The organism is Pseudomonas sp. (genome assembly GCF_049645325.1).
Lineage (GTDB): Bacteria > Pseudomonadota > Gammaproteobacteria > Pseudomonadales > Pseudomonadaceae > Aquipseudomonas.
In genome coordinates this window covers 1-18,885 of sequence record NZ_JBARTQ010000245.1, presented here as the reverse complement: position 1 = coordinate 18,885, position 18,885 = coordinate 1, and the positions used below count along the sequence as shown (strand labels likewise).

The 18,885-nt window shown below is 63.4% G+C and carries 16 protein-coding genes; 4 read left to right on the top strand and 12 right to left on the bottom strand.

Features of this window, described 5'->3' with window-relative positions; all coding sequences use genetic code 11:
* Window positions 1-27: 27 nt before the first annotated feature.
* Complete coding sequence (locus WBB95_RS10590; protein ID WP_424487541.1) at window positions 28-1,641, bottom strand: glycosyltransferase family 39 protein; 1,614 nt, start codon at window positions 1,639-1,641, stop codon at window positions 28-30.
* 200 nt (window positions 1,642-1,841) lie between these two features.
* Between WBB95_RS10590 and WBB95_RS10585 the strand changes: the two genes are divergently transcribed.
* Both WBB95_RS10585 and WBB95_RS10580 read left to right on the top strand, forming a co-directional pair.
* The gene (locus WBB95_RS10585; RefSeq protein ID WP_424487540.1) at window positions 1,842-2,432 is read left to right on the top strand and encodes a phage tail protein; all 591 of its coding nucleotides are present in this window, start codon (window positions 1,842-1,844) and stop codon (window positions 2,430-2,432) included.
* A 49-nt stretch (window positions 2,433-2,481) separates the two neighbouring features.
* Window positions 2,482-2,790, top strand: a complete 309-nt coding sequence (locus WBB95_RS10580; protein WP_424487539.1) for a hypothetical protein — start codon at window positions 2,482-2,484, stop codon at window positions 2,788-2,790.
* On the opposite strand, the gene WBB95_RS10575 is transcribed toward WBB95_RS10580, so the two are convergent.
* The 4 genes from WBB95_RS10575 to WBB95_RS10560 are packed head-to-tail and all read right to left on the bottom strand — an operon-like array spanning window position 2,766 to window position 7,461.
* A complete protein-coding gene (locus WBB95_RS10575; RefSeq protein WP_424487538.1) occupies window positions 2,766-3,281 on the bottom strand; it encodes a GNAT family N-acetyltransferase in 516 nt (171 codons plus the stop codon). The genes WBB95_RS10580 and WBB95_RS10575 overlap by 25 nt on opposite strands.
* A 15-nt stretch (window positions 3,282-3,296) precedes the next feature.
* Entirely contained in the window at window positions 3,297-5,393 is a 2,097-nt protein-coding gene (locus WBB95_RS10570; RefSeq protein WP_424487537.1) for an HlyD family efflux transporter periplasmic adaptor subunit, read from the bottom strand.
* Entirely contained in the window at window positions 5,393-6,712 is a 1,320-nt protein-coding gene (locus WBB95_RS10565) for an efflux RND transporter periplasmic adaptor subunit (RefSeq protein WP_424487536.1), read from the bottom strand. Before WBB95_RS10565 ends, WBB95_RS10570 begins: the two co-directional genes overlap by 1 nt.
* The gene (locus WBB95_RS10560) at window positions 6,709-7,461 is read right to left on the bottom strand and encodes an efflux RND transporter periplasmic adaptor subunit (RefSeq protein WP_424487575.1); all 753 of its coding nucleotides are present in this window, start codon (window positions 7,459-7,461) and stop codon (window positions 6,709-6,711) included. Before WBB95_RS10560 ends, WBB95_RS10565 begins: the two co-directional genes overlap by 4 nt.
* A 180-nt stretch (window positions 7,462-7,641) precedes the next feature.
* Between WBB95_RS10560 and WBB95_RS10555 the strand changes: the two genes are divergently transcribed.
* Window positions 7,642-9,807, top strand: a complete 2,166-nt coding sequence (locus WBB95_RS10555; protein WP_424487535.1) for an outer membrane assembly lipoprotein YfiO — start codon at window positions 7,642-7,644, stop codon at window positions 9,805-9,807.
* Entirely contained in the window at window positions 9,804-10,508 is a 705-nt protein-coding gene (locus WBB95_RS10550; protein WP_424487534.1) for a DUF3142 domain-containing protein, read from the top strand. Before WBB95_RS10555 ends, WBB95_RS10550 begins: the two co-directional genes overlap by 4 nt.
* Before the next feature lie 307 nt (window positions 10,509-10,815).
* Here WBB95_RS10550 and WBB95_RS10545 read toward each other — a convergent pair whose 3' ends face one another.
* From WBB95_RS10545 to WBB95_RS10515, 7 genes are all read right to left on the bottom strand, one after another.
* Window positions 10,816-12,270 (bottom strand): efflux transporter outer membrane subunit, encoded by a 1,455-nt coding sequence (locus WBB95_RS10545; protein ID WP_424487533.1) that lies wholly within the window; start codon window positions 12,268-12,270, stop codon window positions 10,816-10,818.
* Window positions 12,267-13,325, bottom strand: a complete 1,059-nt coding sequence (locus tag WBB95_RS10540) for an HlyD family secretion protein (RefSeq protein ID WP_424487532.1) — start codon at window positions 13,323-13,325, stop codon at window positions 12,267-12,269. The genes WBB95_RS10545 and WBB95_RS10540 overlap by 4 nt, the downstream gene beginning before the upstream one ends.
* 15 nt (window positions 13,326-13,340) lie before the next feature.
* The gene (locus tag WBB95_RS10535; protein ID WP_424487531.1) at window positions 13,341-14,876 is read right to left on the bottom strand and encodes an MFS transporter; all 1,536 of its coding nucleotides are present in this window, start codon (window positions 14,874-14,876) and stop codon (window positions 13,341-13,343) included.
* 225 nt (window positions 14,877-15,101) lie between these two features.
* The gene (locus WBB95_RS10530; RefSeq protein WP_424487530.1) at window positions 15,102-16,022 is read right to left on the bottom strand and encodes a LysR family transcriptional regulator; all 921 of its coding nucleotides are present in this window, start codon (window positions 16,020-16,022) and stop codon (window positions 15,102-15,104) included.
* Window positions 16,023-16,098: 76 nt separating this feature from the next.
* The gene (locus WBB95_RS10525; protein WP_424487529.1) at window positions 16,099-16,947 is read right to left on the bottom strand and encodes an ABC transporter permease; all 849 of its coding nucleotides are present in this window, start codon (window positions 16,945-16,947) and stop codon (window positions 16,099-16,101) included.
* Window positions 16,948-16,959: 12 nt separating this feature from the next.
* Window positions 16,960-17,811, bottom strand: coding sequence for an ABC transporter ATP-binding protein (locus tag WBB95_RS10520; protein ID WP_424487528.1), 852 nt, complete (start codon window positions 17,809-17,811; stop codon window positions 16,960-16,962).
* A gap of 39 nt (window positions 17,812-17,850) precedes the next feature.
* Entirely contained in the window at window positions 17,851-18,744 is an 894-nt protein-coding gene (locus tag WBB95_RS10515; RefSeq protein WP_424487527.1) for a TauD/TfdA dioxygenase family protein, read from the bottom strand.
* Window positions 18,745-18,885 lie beyond the last annotated feature (141 nt).

Below are 18,885 nucleotides of genomic sequence, written 5' to 3'. Positions count from 1 at the left end.
TGGCATTCGTCTAATGCCGATTTGTAATTAGTGGCAGCCCTCAGGCTGCGAGGGCTCTGGCCCGCGGCACAGTACAAATAACCGTGCCCGCGCACCGCCACCGTCCTGCTGCAACAATTGTCGCCAGCCTTCGGGAATCGGCGCGAAATCGTCCGGCATTTCGTTGCTGCTGATCAGCCAGACGCGACGTGTATCCGCCGGCAATGCCGAAAGGCGGTCAAGGTAAATGCGGCCGCCGTCCTGGTCCACCAGGGTGCCAAAGCCATAGGCGTTTGGCCGCGTTGATGTGCCGTCGGGTTTGGGCGGCGTGTATAGCTGCAATTGCGCGTCGGTCTGGTCGTAATACACGTAGGGGAGGTACCACAGCATGTCGCTGAGGACGATACGGTCGTCCTCCTGATAATTGCGGTTAACGAACTCTACCGGCACATTGAATTGATTATGCACGTCCACGGTGGCGTTGTTCTTCAACCCCAGCAGCTCCACACCGACAAATAGCACAAACAACACTGCGCCCAGCCACGAAAGGCGTTTGGGCAGACGATCGATGGCCAGCGCCAGCAGGAGCGGCAAACCCAGCGCGTATACGGTGAGATAGCGCTCGATAAAGACCGGGGAAATAAACGAAACCCCGTATACCAGCAGCAGTGGCAGCAGGAGGAACAACGCCATCAGGCAAGCCGGACGATAGCGATCGTGATCACGCCACGCAGTAATAACCACGACAGCGATCAAGAGCAGTGGGAACAGCCAGAACAACGGCGGCCAGAAACCAATGCCTTCATCCTGAAGCGTGAACTGCCAGATCATCGACGGTACGGAAATAAGCGAAACCGGGTCTTCCCACCCTATGTCACCGCCGACCTTGAGCTGATCAATGTGCTGGGTCAAGTCAAGCAGGTTCGGCAGCCAGGGCAGGTATAACGCCACAATCGCGGTATTTGCGCACCACCACGACGGGCGGATAATCAAGCGTTGGCCCGGTGCCTGGCAGGTGCATAACAGCCCCAGATAGAGCCAATGCACCAGCACGCACAACGCTGTGAAGTAATGGGTGTAGAACCCGGCAGCCATCAGCAGCACGTAAACCGCCAGGTACCGCGTGCGCGCAGGCTGGCGCACCCAGTACACCAGCGCGAGCGTGGCGCCCAGCAACCACACGGCCAGCAGCGAGTACATCCGCACTTCCTGGCTGTAACGCACCGCGGTGGGAAACAGCGCCAGCAGCACGCCTGCCAGCAGGGCGGCGCGCCGGGTCGACAGCGTGCGCGTCAGCCAGATGCCCAGGCCCACCGCGACCACACCGGGAATGGCGCTCATGCCCCGAATCGACCAGATGCTGTCGCCAAATACCTCGATCCAGCCACGCAGCATGAAGAAATACAGCGGCGGGTGCACATCATGGGCGGCGTGAAACCACAGGTCGTCCATGGCGTATTCGCTGAGCAGCAGGCTCGAGCCTTCGTCACCCCAGATCGCCGCCGCCGTCAGGCCATAGAAGCGCGCGGCCATGGCCAGCGCCAGGATCGGCACCCACCATAACCGGCTGAGCCAGCCGGCGCCTTCCCAAGCCCCCGAAAGGCGATTGACTGCGGGAAATGCCGCCACTTTGTCGTCTTGTTCTACCACAGACCGTCGCACCTCAATTCCCCTGACACTGCCCGTTTTTCGGGCAAACCCTGCACATCCGCAAACAAGCGCCACTCTAGGACAAAAGCCCCGGTTTCGCTTGCTGTTTTGCAACCGTCGGGCGGCGCGTAAAACCTGCGACTACGCTCTGCGATGACACCAGATCGATTGGCGTCACACCCTGTTAAACCCATTACAAGGATGAACGATCCATGGAAGTTTTCATTGGCACCATCCAACCCTTTGCGTTTGATTTCGCCCCCAGAGACTGGGCCCTGTGCGCCGGTCAAACCTTGCCGCTCAGCCAGTACCAGGCGCTTTATTCGCTGCTCGGCATCATTTACGGCGGCAATGGCACAACGACCTTCATGCTGCCGAACCTGCAAGGTCGCATGCCCATCGGCCAGGGCGCCGGCGCGGGCCTGTCGACGCGGGTCATCGGCGAGGTCTCGGGCACGGAGTCGGTGACCGCTACGCTGCTTAATCTTCCCAACCACACGCATGCCATGACGCCGATCACTGTCGCCACCGCCGTGCAACTGGCGGTGCCCGCCAGCAACCCAGTGACCTTACCCACCGCCACCAACTCATTTATCGGCGCGTCAGGCGCCGGGCCGGGCAGTGCTGCGATCTATTCCGACCAACAGGGCGCCACGCCGGTGGCCCTGCAGGGCGTCAGCACCGCCGTCAGCGGAGGCGCGATCAGCCCCGCCGGCCAAGGTCAGCCCATGGCGACCATGAACCCCTACCTGGCGATCAACTTCAGCATTGCCTTGAACGGGATCTTTCCATCGCGCAACTAACCCCCGGCCGGGGCCCTCAAGCCCCGGCACTTCTGACGTGGAGCCCTGCATGTTGAACCTGGTCACCCTCGAACATTTTCGCCCGTTGCTGGAGCGAACCAGCGTGCTGTATCTGCCCGATGGTTCAGCGTTGCCGATACAGGTCCAACGCCTGACCGATGCCCCTAAAGCCAGCTTGCCGGGCAGCCCGCGCGGCGCCTTCAGCGTGTTGCTCGAAAGCCTGGTGCCCACGGATTTCATCGACGGTTTATGCCGCTTGCCACTGGCGGACACCTGCCTGGAGCACGTTTTTGTGTCCCGCGAGCCCGCCATGGGCCGCGACGCCGGGCGCGGCTACTTCTGCATCGTGTTCAACTGAGACGGGTACCACACCAAGCGCTGCGCGGCGGGCGTCTCTTGCTCCACACGAAACCCCAGCGCCAGGTAATGCTGGCGCGCGTGGGGGTTACTCGCCCACACCACCGTGGTCACCGGGCACACCACCTGCACAGCGGCCTGCTGCACGCCTTGCAGTACCGCACGACCAAAACCCTGGCCTCGCGCGGCGGGGATAAACGCCAGGTACAGCACGCGGATTTCATTGGGCCCGAAGTCAGCGCTCAACGCGCCAATGGGCGTGCCCAGTTTCTCGATCACGTAGTGCAGGGCGCCAGGAAAATGCTCATCCATGCCCTTTTCCTGCACCTGGAATTGCTGGGCGATCACCTCCTCGACCAGCGCCTGCTCGCCGTCGATCCACTGCAGATCCGCGCGCGCCGAGCGGTACAGGCCCTGCAAAAAGGGCCCGTCTGCGCTGTGTGACGGGCGCACCACCAGGCCTTGCGCCAAGGCGCCCTCCTTTTTCAACATTGTGTTCAACTCCTGTCAGAACCCGCTTTCCCGCACGCCCAACGCCGCCGCACGTCGCCAGGCCACGCCCAGCACCGATTCACTGCGCCCTTGCAACACCGTCACGCCACGCAGCGGCTGACGGGGCGTCTCGATCGCTTGCAGGCTTTTCAACCGTGCGCCGTACTGGGCCTGCACCGGCTCCGGGCGCTGATTTTCATCCCGGCGCACGGCAATCGGCCCGTGGTGGTCAGAGGTCAGCGCCTCCTGGTCCAGGTAGGCCACGCCGTTGGCGTCGATATCCGTCAACTCCACCGAGATAGCCGCGTGCATCGGGTCATCGGCAATAAACCGCCCGGTCGCCCCCGGCGCCACGCGCCATAATTCGGCCTCCGCCACGTAACCACGCAGGCGTGCGCCCTCTTCCACCACTTGCGCCAGCGGGTCCTTGGGCGACAGCCAACGGCCCACGCTCAATTGCGGCAGCACATCGCGCACGGTGCCGGCATGAGGTGCGCGCAGCAGCAGGCGTTCGCGCTGGGCAGCCAGGCCACGGTATTCCGCCAGGGCCTGGGACAGGCGCTGATCATTGATGCCGGCATCCGCCGCCGTTTCACTGCGCCCGGCCTGACGGCGCATCTGCAACTGCAGAATGTCGACTTCGCGGCGCACGATGCTTTGCCGCGCGTCCAGGTCCGGCGACTCCAGCTCGATCAGCACCTGCCCCTGGGTCACCACCTGCCCGTCCACCACGTGTAACGCCTTGACCCGCGCCGCCACCGGCGCATGCAGCGCACTGGCGCGCCCGGCTTCGAGCATGGTCGGCAACTCCACTGCGCTGCGCCATGGCACCACCAGCGCCAGCACGATCAGCACCAAACCCAGGCTGCTGAGTAATACCCGAGGTGCATGGGCCTGGCTGCGGCGGCTCCACCATTCGCGCCATTCCTTGAAGATCGGCAGGAAGATGAACCACACCAATTCCACCAGCATCAGGAAGATCCCGAGCAACTTGAAGAACAGGTGATACACCGCCAATGCGATGCCCAAAAACAGCGCCGCGCGCCACAGCCACGCCAGGTAGCCCCACGCCAACAACCGCCGCTGCATCACCGGCGACCACGGCTCCGGCGCCGGCTCGCCATAGCCGAACAGCAGCTCACGCAAACGCCAGCGGCACAACGCAAAGGCGCGAGCTTGCAGGTTATCCACACCCCACAGATCACTGATCAGGAAGTAACCATCAAAGCGCATGAACGGGTTGAGGTTGATCGCCAGCGTCGTCAGCCAGGTGGCGCTCGCCAGCATGAACGCCGCCGTGCGCGCCGGGCCGTCCGGCAACAGCGACCAGGCCAGCAGGGCGATGCACGCCAGCAACAACTCGGCCATCACCCCGCCGGCACCGATCATCAGCCGCGCGCGACGGTCATTGACGCGCCAAGCGTCACTCACGTCGGTGTAGAACATCGGCAGCAGCACCATGAACGCAACGCCCATGCTCTGCACCCGGCACCCGGCGCGCTTGGCCATGAAGGCATGGCCGAATTCATGGCACAGCTTGGCAAAGAACAGCGCCACACCGAACGCCAGGGCACCGCCCAGGCTGAACAAATGCGGAAAGGTCGCCAGAAAGCGCTGCCAATCTCGCGCGACCAGAAACACGCCGAGCACCAACACTGTCGGCAGCCCGTACCGCAGCAAACCCGGCCCGAAGCGCGCCAACCACGGCCACGCCCGGTTCAGAAAAGCATCCGGGCGCCACAGCGGAATGCGGAAAAACAAGTATTGATGCAGCAGCACCTGCCACAAGCTGTGTTTTTGCGCGGCGGCTTTATAGACATAGCTGGCGCGCTGTTCCGGGTCGAGGGCAGCGATCAGGTCGTGGGCGCGCAGAAAGCTCAACAGCTCATCCACTTCGCTGCCACCCAAGGGCAAGCCCGGCTCGCGGTTGGCGGCTTGCAGGACTTTTTCCGGGTCGCCCAGGGACCAATGCCGCAGCAAGCGAATAGCACTTGCGCCGAGCTTGAAATAGCGCCCGCGCACCGGGTCGGCCAAGGTCCAGCGCGGCGAGCCGTCCAGGGCCGCGCCGGCGCTGGACAGCTGCAAGTCTTCACGCAGTTTGGGCAGGTTCATCAGAGACCAACGCTCTGGCGCAGGCCGGCCAGCGGTCGGCGCAGCAGGTACAGCGCCAGCGGCGCGCGGTCACCGAAAATCTTCGCCGTGCCACGCAGGCCGATACGCGGCGGCGCTTCGTCGAACTGCGCGTCCAGGCGATAGGCCAACTGGCCGCCCGGTGTGGGCTGCGCTTCATACGCTGCGCGTTGCAGGGTTGCCAGGTGACGTTGCAGCGGATCGCTGTCGAGGAACAGCGCCACTTGGGCATTGGGCTCAAGGGCAATCGCATCGCCCACGGCCAATTCGATGCGCAATTCGGCTTGGCCAGGGTCGGCAATCTGCAGCAGGCGCTCGCCGGTTTGCACAGGCTTGCCGGTCCAGCGTTCGGCGTCGGCGAACACGGCGATGCCGTCGCGCTCGGCGCGCACTTCGCTGCGTTTGAGCAGTTCGCGGGCGTAGTCGCGCTCGGCGCGCTTTTGCTCGACCCGCGCGGCGAGCAGGTCGATGCGCGAACTCGATTCGGCATCGGCGAACGCCCGCTGGGCGTTGGCCTTCAGCTCTGCTTCGGCCACGCCCAAGGCCCGCGCCGCTACGTCAGCCTGGGCGGTAAGCGTGGTGCTTTCGAAGCGCAGCAGCAGGTCGCCGGTTTTCACCGACTGGTTGGGTTTGACCAGAAATTCGGCAATCACTCCATCCAACGGCGCCGCCACCACTTGCCCGGCCAGCGGCACCACTTCAGCGGGTGCCAGCACCGATTGGCGCACCGGAATCAGCAACATCAATAGCAGCGCGACCACCACGGCCACCTGGCGCTTGCGCGTCAGGCGCAACCGCCACGGCTGGCGCGGCTGCAGCGCAAGCCAGGCGTGGCTGTAAGTGTCGCCCAACTGCGCCAGCAGTACGTGCTCGGCCGGGTTCCAGGGCGTGTCCCGTGCAATCCACAGGCCGCCGAAAACACGGCCTTGCGGGTCTATCAATGGCAACCAGAACACCTGGCCAGCGGACAAACTCTGCCAGTCGGCTTGCAGCGCGTCGCTCAATAGTTCAGCCGGCACCACGCGGGCGGTCTGGCTCAACGCCTGTTTGTGCAACTGCGCGACGGCCTGCTCGACAAAGGCTACAAACGGCGCGTTCGGATCAACGCTGCTCACCGCCGTCACCGCCTGCACTTTGCCAGCGATCAACAGCGCGGCATGGCGATAGCCGAACAACGGCTGGCCGTCATTCACCAGGCTGTAGGCCAGTTGCTCGGTGGTGCGCGCGGCGCGGGTCTGGCGCTCAAGGTCGAGGAACTGCGCAAACACGCGTTCAGTGTTGCCCGGCATCGGTGCATTCATTGCAGTTGCGCAAAGTGGGCGGTGCCGCTCATGCCGGCCATCAGGCCTGCAGCGTTGGGCAAGCTAGCGACCAGCAACAAGGTCTGGCTGCCCTCATCAATACGGGCGCCGAGGCGTTTGACCGTAGCGCTGAACGCCTGGCCGGTTTCATCGGGGGTGAAGTTGAACGTCTGCCCCGGCTTGAGCTTGCTCATCCAGCGCGACGGCACCAGCAGGTGGATTTCCAGGCTGCGGTTGTCGACGATTTCCAACAGCGGCGCCCCGGCCGACACGCTTTCATAACGTTGGACCTTGCGCTGCACGACCTGGCCGTCATACGGCGCCAGCACGCTGCAACGCTTGACCTGCACCTGGTAAACCTGCGACTGGGCCTGGGTTTCGGTGAGCTTGGCTTCGGCGCGGGCCACTTCAAAACGCCCCACGGAATTGAGCGCGGCCAGTTGCTTGTTGTGGGCCAGCTCTTCACCGGCGCCACGGCTGGCGGCCTGGGCGGCATTCAGCTGGGCCTGGTAGGCCGAACAATCGAAACGCGCCAGGGTGTCGCCCTTTTTGAACGACTCGCCTTCGCTGAAGGGCAATTCGACGATGCGCCCCGACAACTCGCTGGCCAGCATCGCTTGGTCACGGGCGCGCAGTACGCCTCGCGCGTCACTGTCATTGCCGGCAGCAGGCACTGGCGGATGATCCAGCAGCGGGTCGTCCGCCCTGGCCACAAAGGCCAAGCCCATCAGGCAGGCAAGACTCAACATCCCTATTCGCAATTGCTTCATACGATCCTCCCTGACGATGACCGCAGTCTAGGGCAGCGAGGTTAAATTGCCACTACCGAAAATCGAACAAATCAGCAATTTGTGCAGGCCTTCACCGAAGCCGCCGCCGGATCACGCTATGATTGGCGCCTTCCAAGGACTCAGGATCAAGGACACGTCATGCGCATCGGTTTTCTGTCACCTCTGGCACTGGCCCTGCTTGCCGGAATCCCCCTACAGGCCCAGGCCAGTTCGGACGACTCGTGCTACCCCGACTGGCGCGTGTCGCGTGACACGCTGGACGCATGCAGCAACCTGCCCTTCCTGAGCCCGGGCAATGACAGCCGGGTCAACTTGCGCCTGCTGCTGGCCGACAAAAAGAACACGCCGCTGACACCCAACGTCCTGAGCGAAGATGACCTGTCCCAGGGTTTTGGCCCGGTGCCGTTTCCGGTGTACCGCCTCGCCCCGCGTGGTGAAGTGGAGCCGGTCAATACCGCAGACGCGCCAAAGGCTTCCCCGCTCGACGCACTGATCGAGCCGCTGGGCATTCAGCGCGCCGATAAAACAGCCGCCGGCGATGCCTTCCTCAACGGCGAGGGCAGCCGCTGCCGCAGCAACGACGAGGCCAGCGCCAGCGCGTTTATCAACCAGGTCATCAACGCCGACATCCCAACCGCCGAACGCGACCTGCTGGTGAAAGCGCGCCTGCAATTGCTCACCACGTGTGAATGGGTGGGCCCGGTCGTGGAGCCGCCGCAAGACATCAGTTCGCCCGAAGGCCAGCTGTTGCGTACCTACCTGCAAGCCGCTGCCGACTTCTACACCGGGCGTTTTACCTACGCCGGGCCTGGCTTCGTCGCCACCCAGAGTGCCGCTTCGCCTTGGCTGAAAGAGACCGCGCTGTACATGACCGCGCGTAATGCGCTGAACCTGGCCCAGGACAATGTCTACGGCGAAGACGGCGTGCCGCAGCTCGACCGTGTGGATAAGCCGGCGTTGGCTGACGCCGAGCAAGGCTTCGACGCCTACCTGAAAACTTATCCACAGGGCGAATACGCGGCCTCGGCACGCGGCCTGTTGCGCCGGGTGTACTGGTTGGCCAACGACAACAGCAAACTCGCCGAGGCGTATGCCTGGCAGCTGACCCAGGCGACGGACGAACAGCGCAACGTGAGCGTGGATGAGTTGGTGGAGGAAGCTGACCTCAAGCTGCTGATGGTCAACAGTGAAACGGTCAAGACGCCGATGATCCAGCTCGTCAGCGACCTGATGGTGATGCGCGGCGGCGGCCAGCCGGCCCTCAGCCGCGCCGACCTGGAAAAGCAGAAAGCCGCGTTCTCCGGCGAGCCGCAACTCTACGACTACTTGCTGGCCGTAAACGCGCTGTACATCGAGCATCAGCCAGACGCCGCCCTGAAGCAATTGCCCCAGAATGTGCCGTCGAGCCTCAATTACTTCGCCTTCAGCCAGCAGACCCTGCGCGCCCTCGCCCTCGAAGCCAAGCAAGACGTCAAAGGTGCGCAGGACCTGTGGCTGCAACTGCTGCCGCTGGCCAAATGGGCGCTGCAACGCGACCAACTGGAACTGGCCCTGGCGATGAACTACGAGCGCAGCGGCGAACTGGCCAAGGTGTTCGCCGCCGACTCGCCGATCAGTGCCAGGCAGGTGCGTTACATCCTGCTGCGCAACGTTGCCGGTCCTGATTTGCTGCGCCAGCAGATCGCCAAAGCCAGCGACCCTGTGGAACGCCAGACCGCGCAATTCGTGCTGCTGTACAAAGATTTGCTGCGCGGCCAGTTCGCCACCTTCGCCGACGACCTCAAGCAATTGCCGGCGGCAGCGCCGGACGACAAACTCGGCACCAGCCTGGGCTACGTCTACAGCGGCGGCCAAAGCCTGAAGCTGTTCCAGTGGAACGGTGACAAAGCCGAGTCCGGCTACGCCTGCCCGAGCATCGCGCAAACCGCCGCCACCTTGCAGAACGATCCCAAAAACCCGCAGGGGCTCAACTGCTTTGGCGAGTTCATCCTGCGCAATGGCCTGGACGGCATGCCACTGGAACAGGCCCGCGCCGCTGGCAGCCTGGGCAGCACCGCCTCGCAGTTCCCAGGGGAAACCTTCTCGCGGCTGGACGGCTACAAACAGGTGATCGCCAACGCCAAGGCGCCGAAGACTGACAAGGCCTACGCCCTGTTTCGCGCCATCAACTGCTATTCACCGTCCGGCTATAACAGCTGTGGTGGCGTTGACGTCGAACCGGCCGTGCGCAAAGCCTGGTTCCGCCAGCTCAAAAGCGGCTTTGCCGACACCCAGTGGGGCAAATCGCTGCAGTATTACTGGTGAAGCCCCTGTGGCTTGGCTTGCTGTTGCTGGCAAGCCCGGCCTTCGGCGCCGTCGACGCCCGCGACTACGACGCCTTCTGGCTGTGGAGTGGCGTCACGCCCCAGCCAGTGCTCAAACAGGCGAAAACCCTGTACATCCTCCAGGGCCAGATCAACGCCACCCGCCGCGCACCCGAGCGCGGCGTGCAATTGATCGCCCAGGGCATGAGCGTGCCGCGCCTGACACAGGGCGAAATCTGGGTGGTCTACCGCGCCCACACTCTGCATTGGCCCGAGCGGGTCTACAGCCAACTGCTCGGCCAAGTGCAACGCTGGCGTGACGCGGGCAACCCGGTGGTCGGCATTCAGATCGACTTCGACGCCCGCACCCAATACCTGCATGAATACGCCGACTTCCTGCGCGACCTGCGCCAACGCCTGCCCGCTGAACTGCGCCTGAGCATCACCGGCCTGATGGACTGGAGCAGCAACGCCGATCCGGCCGCCATTGCCCAACTCAAAGGCGTGGTGGATGAAGTGGTGGTGCAAACGTATCAAGGGCGCCACAGCATCCCGGATTACGCGGCGTATTTGCCACGCATGAACCGGCTGGGCGTGCCGTTCAAGGTCGGATTGATTCAGGGCGGGGAGTGGGAGGCGCCGGGGTATTTGCAAGGGAATGAGTGGTTTCGCGGGTATGTGGTGTTTTTGCAGAATCGTTGACAGGGGGGTCAACGCTATGAAAGCAACTGTCCTCTGTCCGCGGACAGAGGACAGAGGACACTCAGGTTTTCTTAAGAATAAAAAGTCAAGACATCGTTGTTCTCTTCAAATTGATCAGCCTGGATCTTCAGGCCAGAGGCGCAACGACAAAGAACGTGGTGTGTTTAGTGCTCGGCGGGGCCAACTCAGCGAGCGGCGGCGCGTAGGGATTTTCAAAAGGCATACGTAGAACTCTGGAGGTTGAGCCTTGAAAGGCTACTGCCCCCAACCCGCAAAACGGTCAACGTCGCTAAAATAAGGAAAGCCCCTACAACAACTTATTTCCGGCAGTTTGCAGCGGATACACCGACTCCCACCCGCCACCCAGCGCCTTGTACAACCCCACCATGGCCAGCGACACGCCGGTGGAGCTTTCTACCCATTGTTCTTGCGTCGCCAGCAGTGCGCTTTGCACCGTGAGCACGTTGACGAAATCCACCACGCCTTCCACGTATTGATGTTGCGCAGTGGTCAGCGCGATCTGGTTCTGACGCACGGCTTCGGCGAGGCTGTCGCGGCGCAGTTGGCTGGCGTTGTAGCGGGTCAGTTGGTCGTCGATTTCATGCCAGGCGCGCAGCACGGTTTGCTGGTAGGCCAGCGCCGCTTCCTGTTGCTGGGCTTCGCGCAGGTTGAGCATGCCTTGCAGGCGCCCGCCATTGAACAACGGCAGGCTGAATTGCGGGCCGAAGGCGAATGCGCGCGAGCCCCACGAACCGAAATCCGAGAGTTGCAGGGCTTGCGAGCCGAGGCTGCCGGACAGGGTAATGCGCGGGTAGAAATCGCCCTTGGCCACACCGATGTTGGCGGTGGCCGCATGCAAACGCGCCTCGGCCTGGCGGATATCCGGGCGGCGTTCAGCGAGCTCCGACGGCAGGCCGATCGCGACCTGGCGCTGGGTTTGCGGGACGGCGGCGTCCTTGGACAATTGCGCATGCAGCGCTTGCGGTGGCGCGCCCATCAACAGGCTCAGGGCATTGATCAACTGGTCCTGGCGCTGCTGCAAGTCCGGCAGGCGCGCTTCGATGGCGGCCACCTGGGCGGCGGCTTCGGCGACGTCCAGATCCGTTGCCACGCCGTCAGCCAGGCGCAGTTGCGAGAGCTTGAGGCTGTGGCGCGCAACGTCGAGGTTTTGCTCGGTGACGGCGCGGGTGTTCTGCACGCCACGCAGCTGGATGTAGTCCTGGGCCGTCTCGGCGAGTACCGATAACAACACCGCGCGGCGGTCGTTTTCGGCGACTTGCAGGGTGGCGTCGGCGGCTTCGGTTTCGCGTTTGACCCGGCCCCAGAAGTCCAGCTCCCAGGCGGCGGAGAAACCCATGTCCCACTGGTTATAGGCGGACTGGCCATTGTTGTTGGACGGGTCGCTCAAGCCCTTCGCACTGTTGCGCTGGCGCAGGTAGTCACCGGTGGCGTTCACGTTCGGGTAGCGTTCGGCGGTGGTCACCTGGCGCACGGCGCGGCTTTGTTGCAGGCGGCTGCTGGCGAGTTTCAGGTCTAGGTTGTCGGTGAGCGCGCGGCGCGTCAGGGCCGAGAGTTGCTCATCGTGGAACACGTCCCACCAGCGCTCCTGCAAGGGGTCGGTGACCGCGCGGCTGGCCGCCTGGCGGCCTTGGGGTTCGTTCCACTGGGTGACTGGCGAGCCCTGAGGCTTCTGGAAGTCCGGCCCGACGGTGCAGGCGCTGAGGCTGATCAGGCTCAAGGTGAGCCAGGCAAAGTGTCTCATTGCTGCGCCACCTCACGTTGTTGCGCGACCGGCTGGGTGTCGACACTGGCTTCCACCGACATGCCGACGCGCAGGCGCTCGGTCAGCGGCTGGTTGGGCTCCAGCACGATTTTCACCGGAATGCGCTGCACCACCTTGGTGAAGTTGCCGGTGGCGTTGTCGGGTTTGACCGAAGCAAAGGTCACGCCGGTAGCCGGCGCGAGGCTTTCCAGATGGCCGTTGAGCAGTTCACCGTCAAGGCTGTCGACGCGCACTTGCACGGCTTGGCCGGCGTGCATATGCGACAGCTGCGTTTCCTGGAAATTGGCCACCACAAAAGCCTCGGCCAACGGCACTACCGCGAGGATCTTGCTGCCCGGGGTCACGTAAGCGCCGACCCGCACCGCTCGCTCACCGACCATGCCGTCCACCGGGGCCACGATGCGCGTGTATGACAGCTGATAACTGGCCATCTCCAGCGCCGCCTGGGCTCGTTTGAGGCCGCCCTCGGCGGCATCGCGCTGAGCCGTGAGGATTTCCACCTGCTTGCGTTCGGCGGCCAGCACCGCCGTGGCATTGGCCAGGCGCGCGGTGGCCTGGTCGATGCGGGTCTTGGCTTGCTGCGCGTTCTGCACCGTGCCCGCGCCGACACCGGCAAGGTGGTTGTAGCGGTTCAACTCGTGTTCAGCGAACGCCACTTCGGCGCGGTCTGCCGCCACGGTGGCCTGGGCCTGGGCGATCACCGAGCTTTGGCGCTCAAGGGTGGCGATGGCGTTTTTCAGTTGGGCCTGGGCCACCAGCGTGTCAGCGTCGGCAGCTTGGGCGGCGGCGCGAAAATCGCGGTCGTCGATCAGCGCCAACAACTGGCCGGCTTTGACGCGCTGGTTGTCTTCCACCAGCACTTCCTTGATGAACCCGGCCACCCGTGGCGCCACCAGGGTGAAGTCGGCGGCGATGAAGGCGTCGTTGGTGGTCTGGCGTTTATTGCCGAGCAGGCCCGGCGCAACCAGGTACACCAGCACGCCGACGGCAAACACGGTGATAACGGCGACGGCGATTTTGTCTTTGCGTTTCATGAGAATTCCTTGTGGCTAGGTCGGAGCGCGGGGCGGAAAAATCCGCGTGGGCATCCAGAAAATCAGCAGAATCAACGCCACCGCGACAGCGGCCATGACGTAATAAAGGTCCGAAGAGGTCAGTACCACGGCCTGCTCGTGCAGCCTGTGGGCCAGGCCCGGCGCATCGCCGTCGGCCAGGGGCGAGTTGCCCAGGTTGTCCACCAGCACCGTCGAGTGAAAGTGCAGGCGCTGGGTGGTCAGCGTGTCGAGCACGGCGGTGGCGATCACGGCGGCGAGGCCTTTGATGGTGTTGAACCACGCCGAGGCGAACGGCCCGTCCATCGGCTGGATACTGCCGGTGGACAGCATCAGCAGCGGCAGCACGGCCATGGGCTGACCGAAGATTTGCAGCAGGTACAGGCCATAGAAATCGTCGCGAATCCACGCCGAGGTCAGTTGCGAACTGCCCACACAACACAACACCAACATGCCCAGGCCGATCCCCAATACCCAGCGGCAATCGACCCGGCGCAGGTTGCACAGCGCCGCCACCAGCGGCAGCGCGATCAACTGTGGCAACGCCATCAGCAGCATGATTGGCGCGGTTTGCAGCGGCCGATAACCTTGCACCTGGGCGAGAAAACTCGACGGGATGATGATCACCGAGGTCAGCACCATCAGCACGCCGGCCAGCACGATCAAGGCAAATGACAGGTTGCGCAGGCCGAGCATCTGCAGCTTGAAGAAGGGCACCGGGCACGACCATTCGTTGAACATGAACAGCACCAGCAACAGCGTGCCACCACTCAGCAGGAAGGTGATCAGGCCCGACTCGAACCAGTCCAGGCGGTTGCCCTGCAACAGGCCGATCACCAGCATGCAGATCGCCGGAAAGCCCAGCAGCAAGCCACGCCAGTTGAACTGCTTGAAGCGCTCCAGGCGTAATGGGTCCTGCGGCAGGCCGTAGGCCACGGCGGCCATGGCCAGCAGGCACGGCGCGACGATCTGCCAGAACGCCCATTGCCAACCGACATACTCGGTCCACAGCGCCGCCAGCGGCGTGCCCAGGCTTGGGCCGAAGGTGGCGGTGAGCGCGTAGCCGGCCAGGCCGTACAGCTTGACGTTGGCCGGCAGGAAACGCAGCGCCACAGTCATCAGCATCGGCGGCAACGCACCACCGGCCAGGCCTTGCACGGTGCGCAGCGCCAACAGGCTTTCGTAGTTCGGTGCAAACGGGCACAGAATCCCCAGCACCGTAAACAGACCAATGGCGCACAGCGTGAAGCGGCGCAGGGAAAACGTCACCGAACACCAGGGCGCGAAAGCCATGGCCGCCACGGAGGTGGCGGTGTAGGCCGCCACCAGCCAGGTGCCTTCGTCAAAGCCGATGTACAGCGCACCACGAATGTCGGCGAGAGCAACTTTGGTGACCATCTCGTTGAGACCGGAGACCAGCACCGCCAGCAATACACCGACCAAGCCGATGATGATGCGCGGGCCGAACACGGGCGGGCTCAAGGCAGCAGGTTTGGCTGCAGCCTGGAGGGCGGGGGCAGCGAGGGAAGTCATGAAGGGGTAGCTCGGAATGATAAATACCCGAGCAGTTTAATCAGGCAAACCCATGACAAAAAGTTACTTGTCGGCAGCTTATAAGTGCGTCAGACGCAACTATCAGCAACCACCGGAATCTGTGGGAGCTGGCTTGCCTGCGATAGCGTTGGGCCAGACATCACTGGGCTGACTGACAGACCGCTATCGCAGGCAAGCCAGCTCCCACATTGACCGAGTTCACTTTTAAGTGGGCTGGGCTTCCAGCCATGTGGCCTGGCAACTCTCGCGCATGGTTTCGCGCAGCCATTTATGGGCTGGGTCTTTGTCAAAGCGCGGGTGCCAGGATTGAGCCAGGACCAGCGTCGGCAAGGAGATCGGCAACTGGAACGCACGCAATGGCAGCCTCAGGCGAGTGGCACTCAGCAGTGCTTCTTTTGGAACAGGAAGGAGCAAGTCGGAGTCGGGCAGCATGAACATCGCACCGTGAAAGCCGGGGGCAATCATTGCCACGCGGCGCTCCAGGCCCTGGGCATTCAACGCGGTGTCGATCGGCCCGCGGGCTTTGCCGCGCCGCGAGATGCTGATGTGGGAATAGCTGGCGAAGCGCGCAGCGGTGATTTCTTCGTCGAACAGCGGGTGGTCTTCGCGCGCAAGGCCCACGAAGGTGGTGGAGAACAGGGTTTGCACTTTCACTTCCGGGCTCGGCGGCAGGGTATTGCTGACCCGCAGATCCAGCCGGCCCTCGCGCAATGCTTCATCGTCGGTGTCGGCCTCGGGCACGAAACACAGCTCGCACAACGGTGCCATGCGCTCCATGGTGTCGAACAGGCGGCCGCCATACACGCCGATAAAGAAGTCATTGGCGCGCACGCTGAAGCGACGGCGCAGCGTGCTCAAGTCCACTTGATCCGCCGAGCGAAACAACAACGCGGCCTGCTCCACCACGTTGCGCACCTGGCCTTGCAGCTGCAGGGCCTTGGGCGTCGGCACCAGGCCCCGGCCGGCGCGCACCAGGATCGGGTCGCCCACGGCCTCGCGAATACGCGTGAGGGTTCGGCTCATGGCGGCCGGGCTGAGGTTCATCCGCCGCGCGGCACCGACCACGCTGCCCTCGTCGAGCAAGGCGTCGAGGGCGACCAACAGGTTCATGTCGGGTAATTGCATGCCAAGCACTCGTGAGCAGTGGGGAGTGAACTGGGCGCAATCGTAGCAGGGATACGGCGTCAGGCCGCAAGATGAATCAGCGCTGCATGCCCCAGCGCTTTACGGTCAGCCGCTCGAAGGTGTCGAACACCAGGTTTTCCACAAGCAAGCCGATCAGGATGACCACGGCCAAGCCGGCAAACACTTTGTCGGTGTACAGCTCGTTACGGTTCTGGAAGATGTACCAGCCCAGCCCGCCCTTGCCGCTGGTGGCGCCGAACACCAGTTCGGCGGCGATCAGCGTGCGCCAGGCAAAGGCCCAGCCGATTTTCAGCCCGGCCAGAATGGATGGCAGCGCTGCCGGAATGAGGATGAACAGCACAAAACGCATGCCTTTGAGGCCGTAGTTGCGACCGGCCATGCGCAGGGTTTCGGAGACGCCGAGGAAGCCCGAATAGGTGTTCAGCGCCAAGGCCCACAACACCGAATGCACCAGCACGAAAATCAGGCTGTTCTGCCCCAGGCCAAACCACAGCAGCGCCAGCGGCAACAGGGCGATGGCCGGCAGCGGGTTGAACATCGAGGTCAGGGTGCTTAGCAGGTCGCGGCCCAACTGAGTCGACACGGCCAGGGTGGTCAGGGCGAACGCCAGCACGATGCCGATCAGGTAACCCTTGATCAACACCGCCAGCGAGATCCAGACCTTGCTCAACAGCTCGCCACTGAGCAGGCCATTGAACAGTGCCTGGGAGGTCTGCAAGAAGCTCGGCAGCAGCAGGTCGTTGTTCTGATAGCGCGCGACGGCTTCCCAGACGATCGCGAGCACGATCAGGATCAGGCCCTTGCGCAGCCAGCCTTGTTGCCACAGGCGTTGACGCAGGGGCAGCTCGCGTTCCACGGGGACGCTGAGCAGCGGTTCGAGGTTGACTTCAAATTCCTGGCGCATGGGCGGCCCCTTTCAGTAAGCGATGCGGATATCGGCGAAACCCAACTCACGTTCGGCCTCGGGCGCTTCATCGAACAGCAGGCGATGAATCCGCCGCGCCGACGCCTGGAATTCCACACCGCCGAGGCTGTGCAGGTCGTATTGATGGCTGTGAATTTCGGCGCGCACGCGCCCAGGATGGGGCGACAGCAACAGGATGCGATTGCCCACCACCAGCGCTTCCTCGATGGAGTGCGTGACGAACAACAACGTGAAACGCACCTCTTCCCAGAGCAGCAGCAATTCTTCCTGCATCTTGCGGCGGGTCAGCGCGTCGAGGGCGGCGAACGGTTCGTCCATCAGCAGGATTTTCGGCTGCATGGCCAAGGCGCGGGCGATCGCCACGCGGGCTTTCATACCACCCGACAGGGTGTGCGGGTACGCATCGGCGAAGGCGCTGAGCCCGACTTTGTCGAGGTAGTGCAGCGCGCGCTCTTCGGCTTCGCGGCGCTTCAAGGTTTTCGACGCCAGCAGCGGAAACATCACGTTCTGCTTGACGGTTTTCCACGGCGGCAACTGGTCGAACTCCTGGAACACCACGATGCGATCCGGCCCGGGTTCGTCGACCTTTTTTCCGAGCAGGCGAATCTCGCCTTCGCAGGGTTTGATAAACCCGGCAATGGACTTGAGCAAGGTGGATTTGCCGCAGCCCGAAGGGCCAAGCAGCACGTAACGGTCGCCCGGGTCGATTTCGAAGCTGACCTGGTGAGTGGCCCGCACCACGCGCTCGGGGGTGCGGTATTCGAGGCTGACGTTATCCACCGCCAGCAACGGCCGGGCGGTGTTCAGGTTGCTGGCCGCGTGGCCTTGCAGGGGCGCGTTCATTTCATCTCTCTTGCCGGGACAACGTGAGTAAAAGCACGATCAGAACGGCGCATCGCCCTGGATGGTGGTGCGAAACAGCTTGCGGCGCAGGTGGCTCGGGCAACCGGCCGCCAGGTGGATCAGCGAGCGGTTGTCCCAGAACACCATGTCGTGGGGCTGCCACTGATGGCGGTAAATGTTTTCCGGCAGCACGCTGTGGGCGTAGAGCTGGGCCAGCAGGTCGCGGCTTTCGTCCTCTGGCAGGCCGACGATGCGGGTGGTGAAGCCTTCACTGACGAACAGCGCCTTGCGGCCGTTTTCCGGGTGAGTGCGCACAATCGGGTGCACCACTTCGGCGACTTGGGCGAGTTGCTCAGGGGTCAGGGTCGGGCGCCAGTTGCCTTCGAACTTGGTCTCGCTGTAGCGCGCGGTGTAGGAATGCGCGGCGCTGCGGCCTTCGACGGCTTTGCGCAGGTGCTCGGGCAATTGGTCCCAGGCGTTGTGCATGTCGGCGAACAAGGTGTCGCCGCCTTCGGAAGGCAGTTCCTGAGCGTGCAGCATCGAGCCCAGGCTCGGCAGTTCCTTGTAGGACAGGTCCGAGTGCCAGAACTTGCCCGCGTCGCCCAGGCCGACGGATTGGCCGTTTTCAATGATGTTGGAGACGATCAGGATTTCCGGGTGGTTGGCCAGCAGGAACTGTTTGAGCACGTGGATCTGCAGCACGCCGAATCGGCGGCTGAAGGCGATCTGTTGTTCGGGGGTGATACGTTGGTCGCGAAAGACGACGACGTGGTGGTCCAAGTGCGCGCGGTGGATGCGCGCGAAGTCCTGGTCGTTGACCGGAAGGGACAAGTCCAGGCCGATAATCTCGGCGCCGACGCTGCCGGGGAATGGGCGAATCTCGAAGGTTTGCGCGGTTGGGGTCGCTGTTGGAACAGTAGAGGTGGCGGACATGAGGTCACTCCCGGTCGGACAGGAGGATGACTTTATAGATATAAGAACGAGCGCTTAAATACCGTTAGTGAATATCGATATGCATTAGGGGTGATATTTGTGGTGTGGTGGATGGCGCTATCGCAGGCAAGCCAGCTCCCA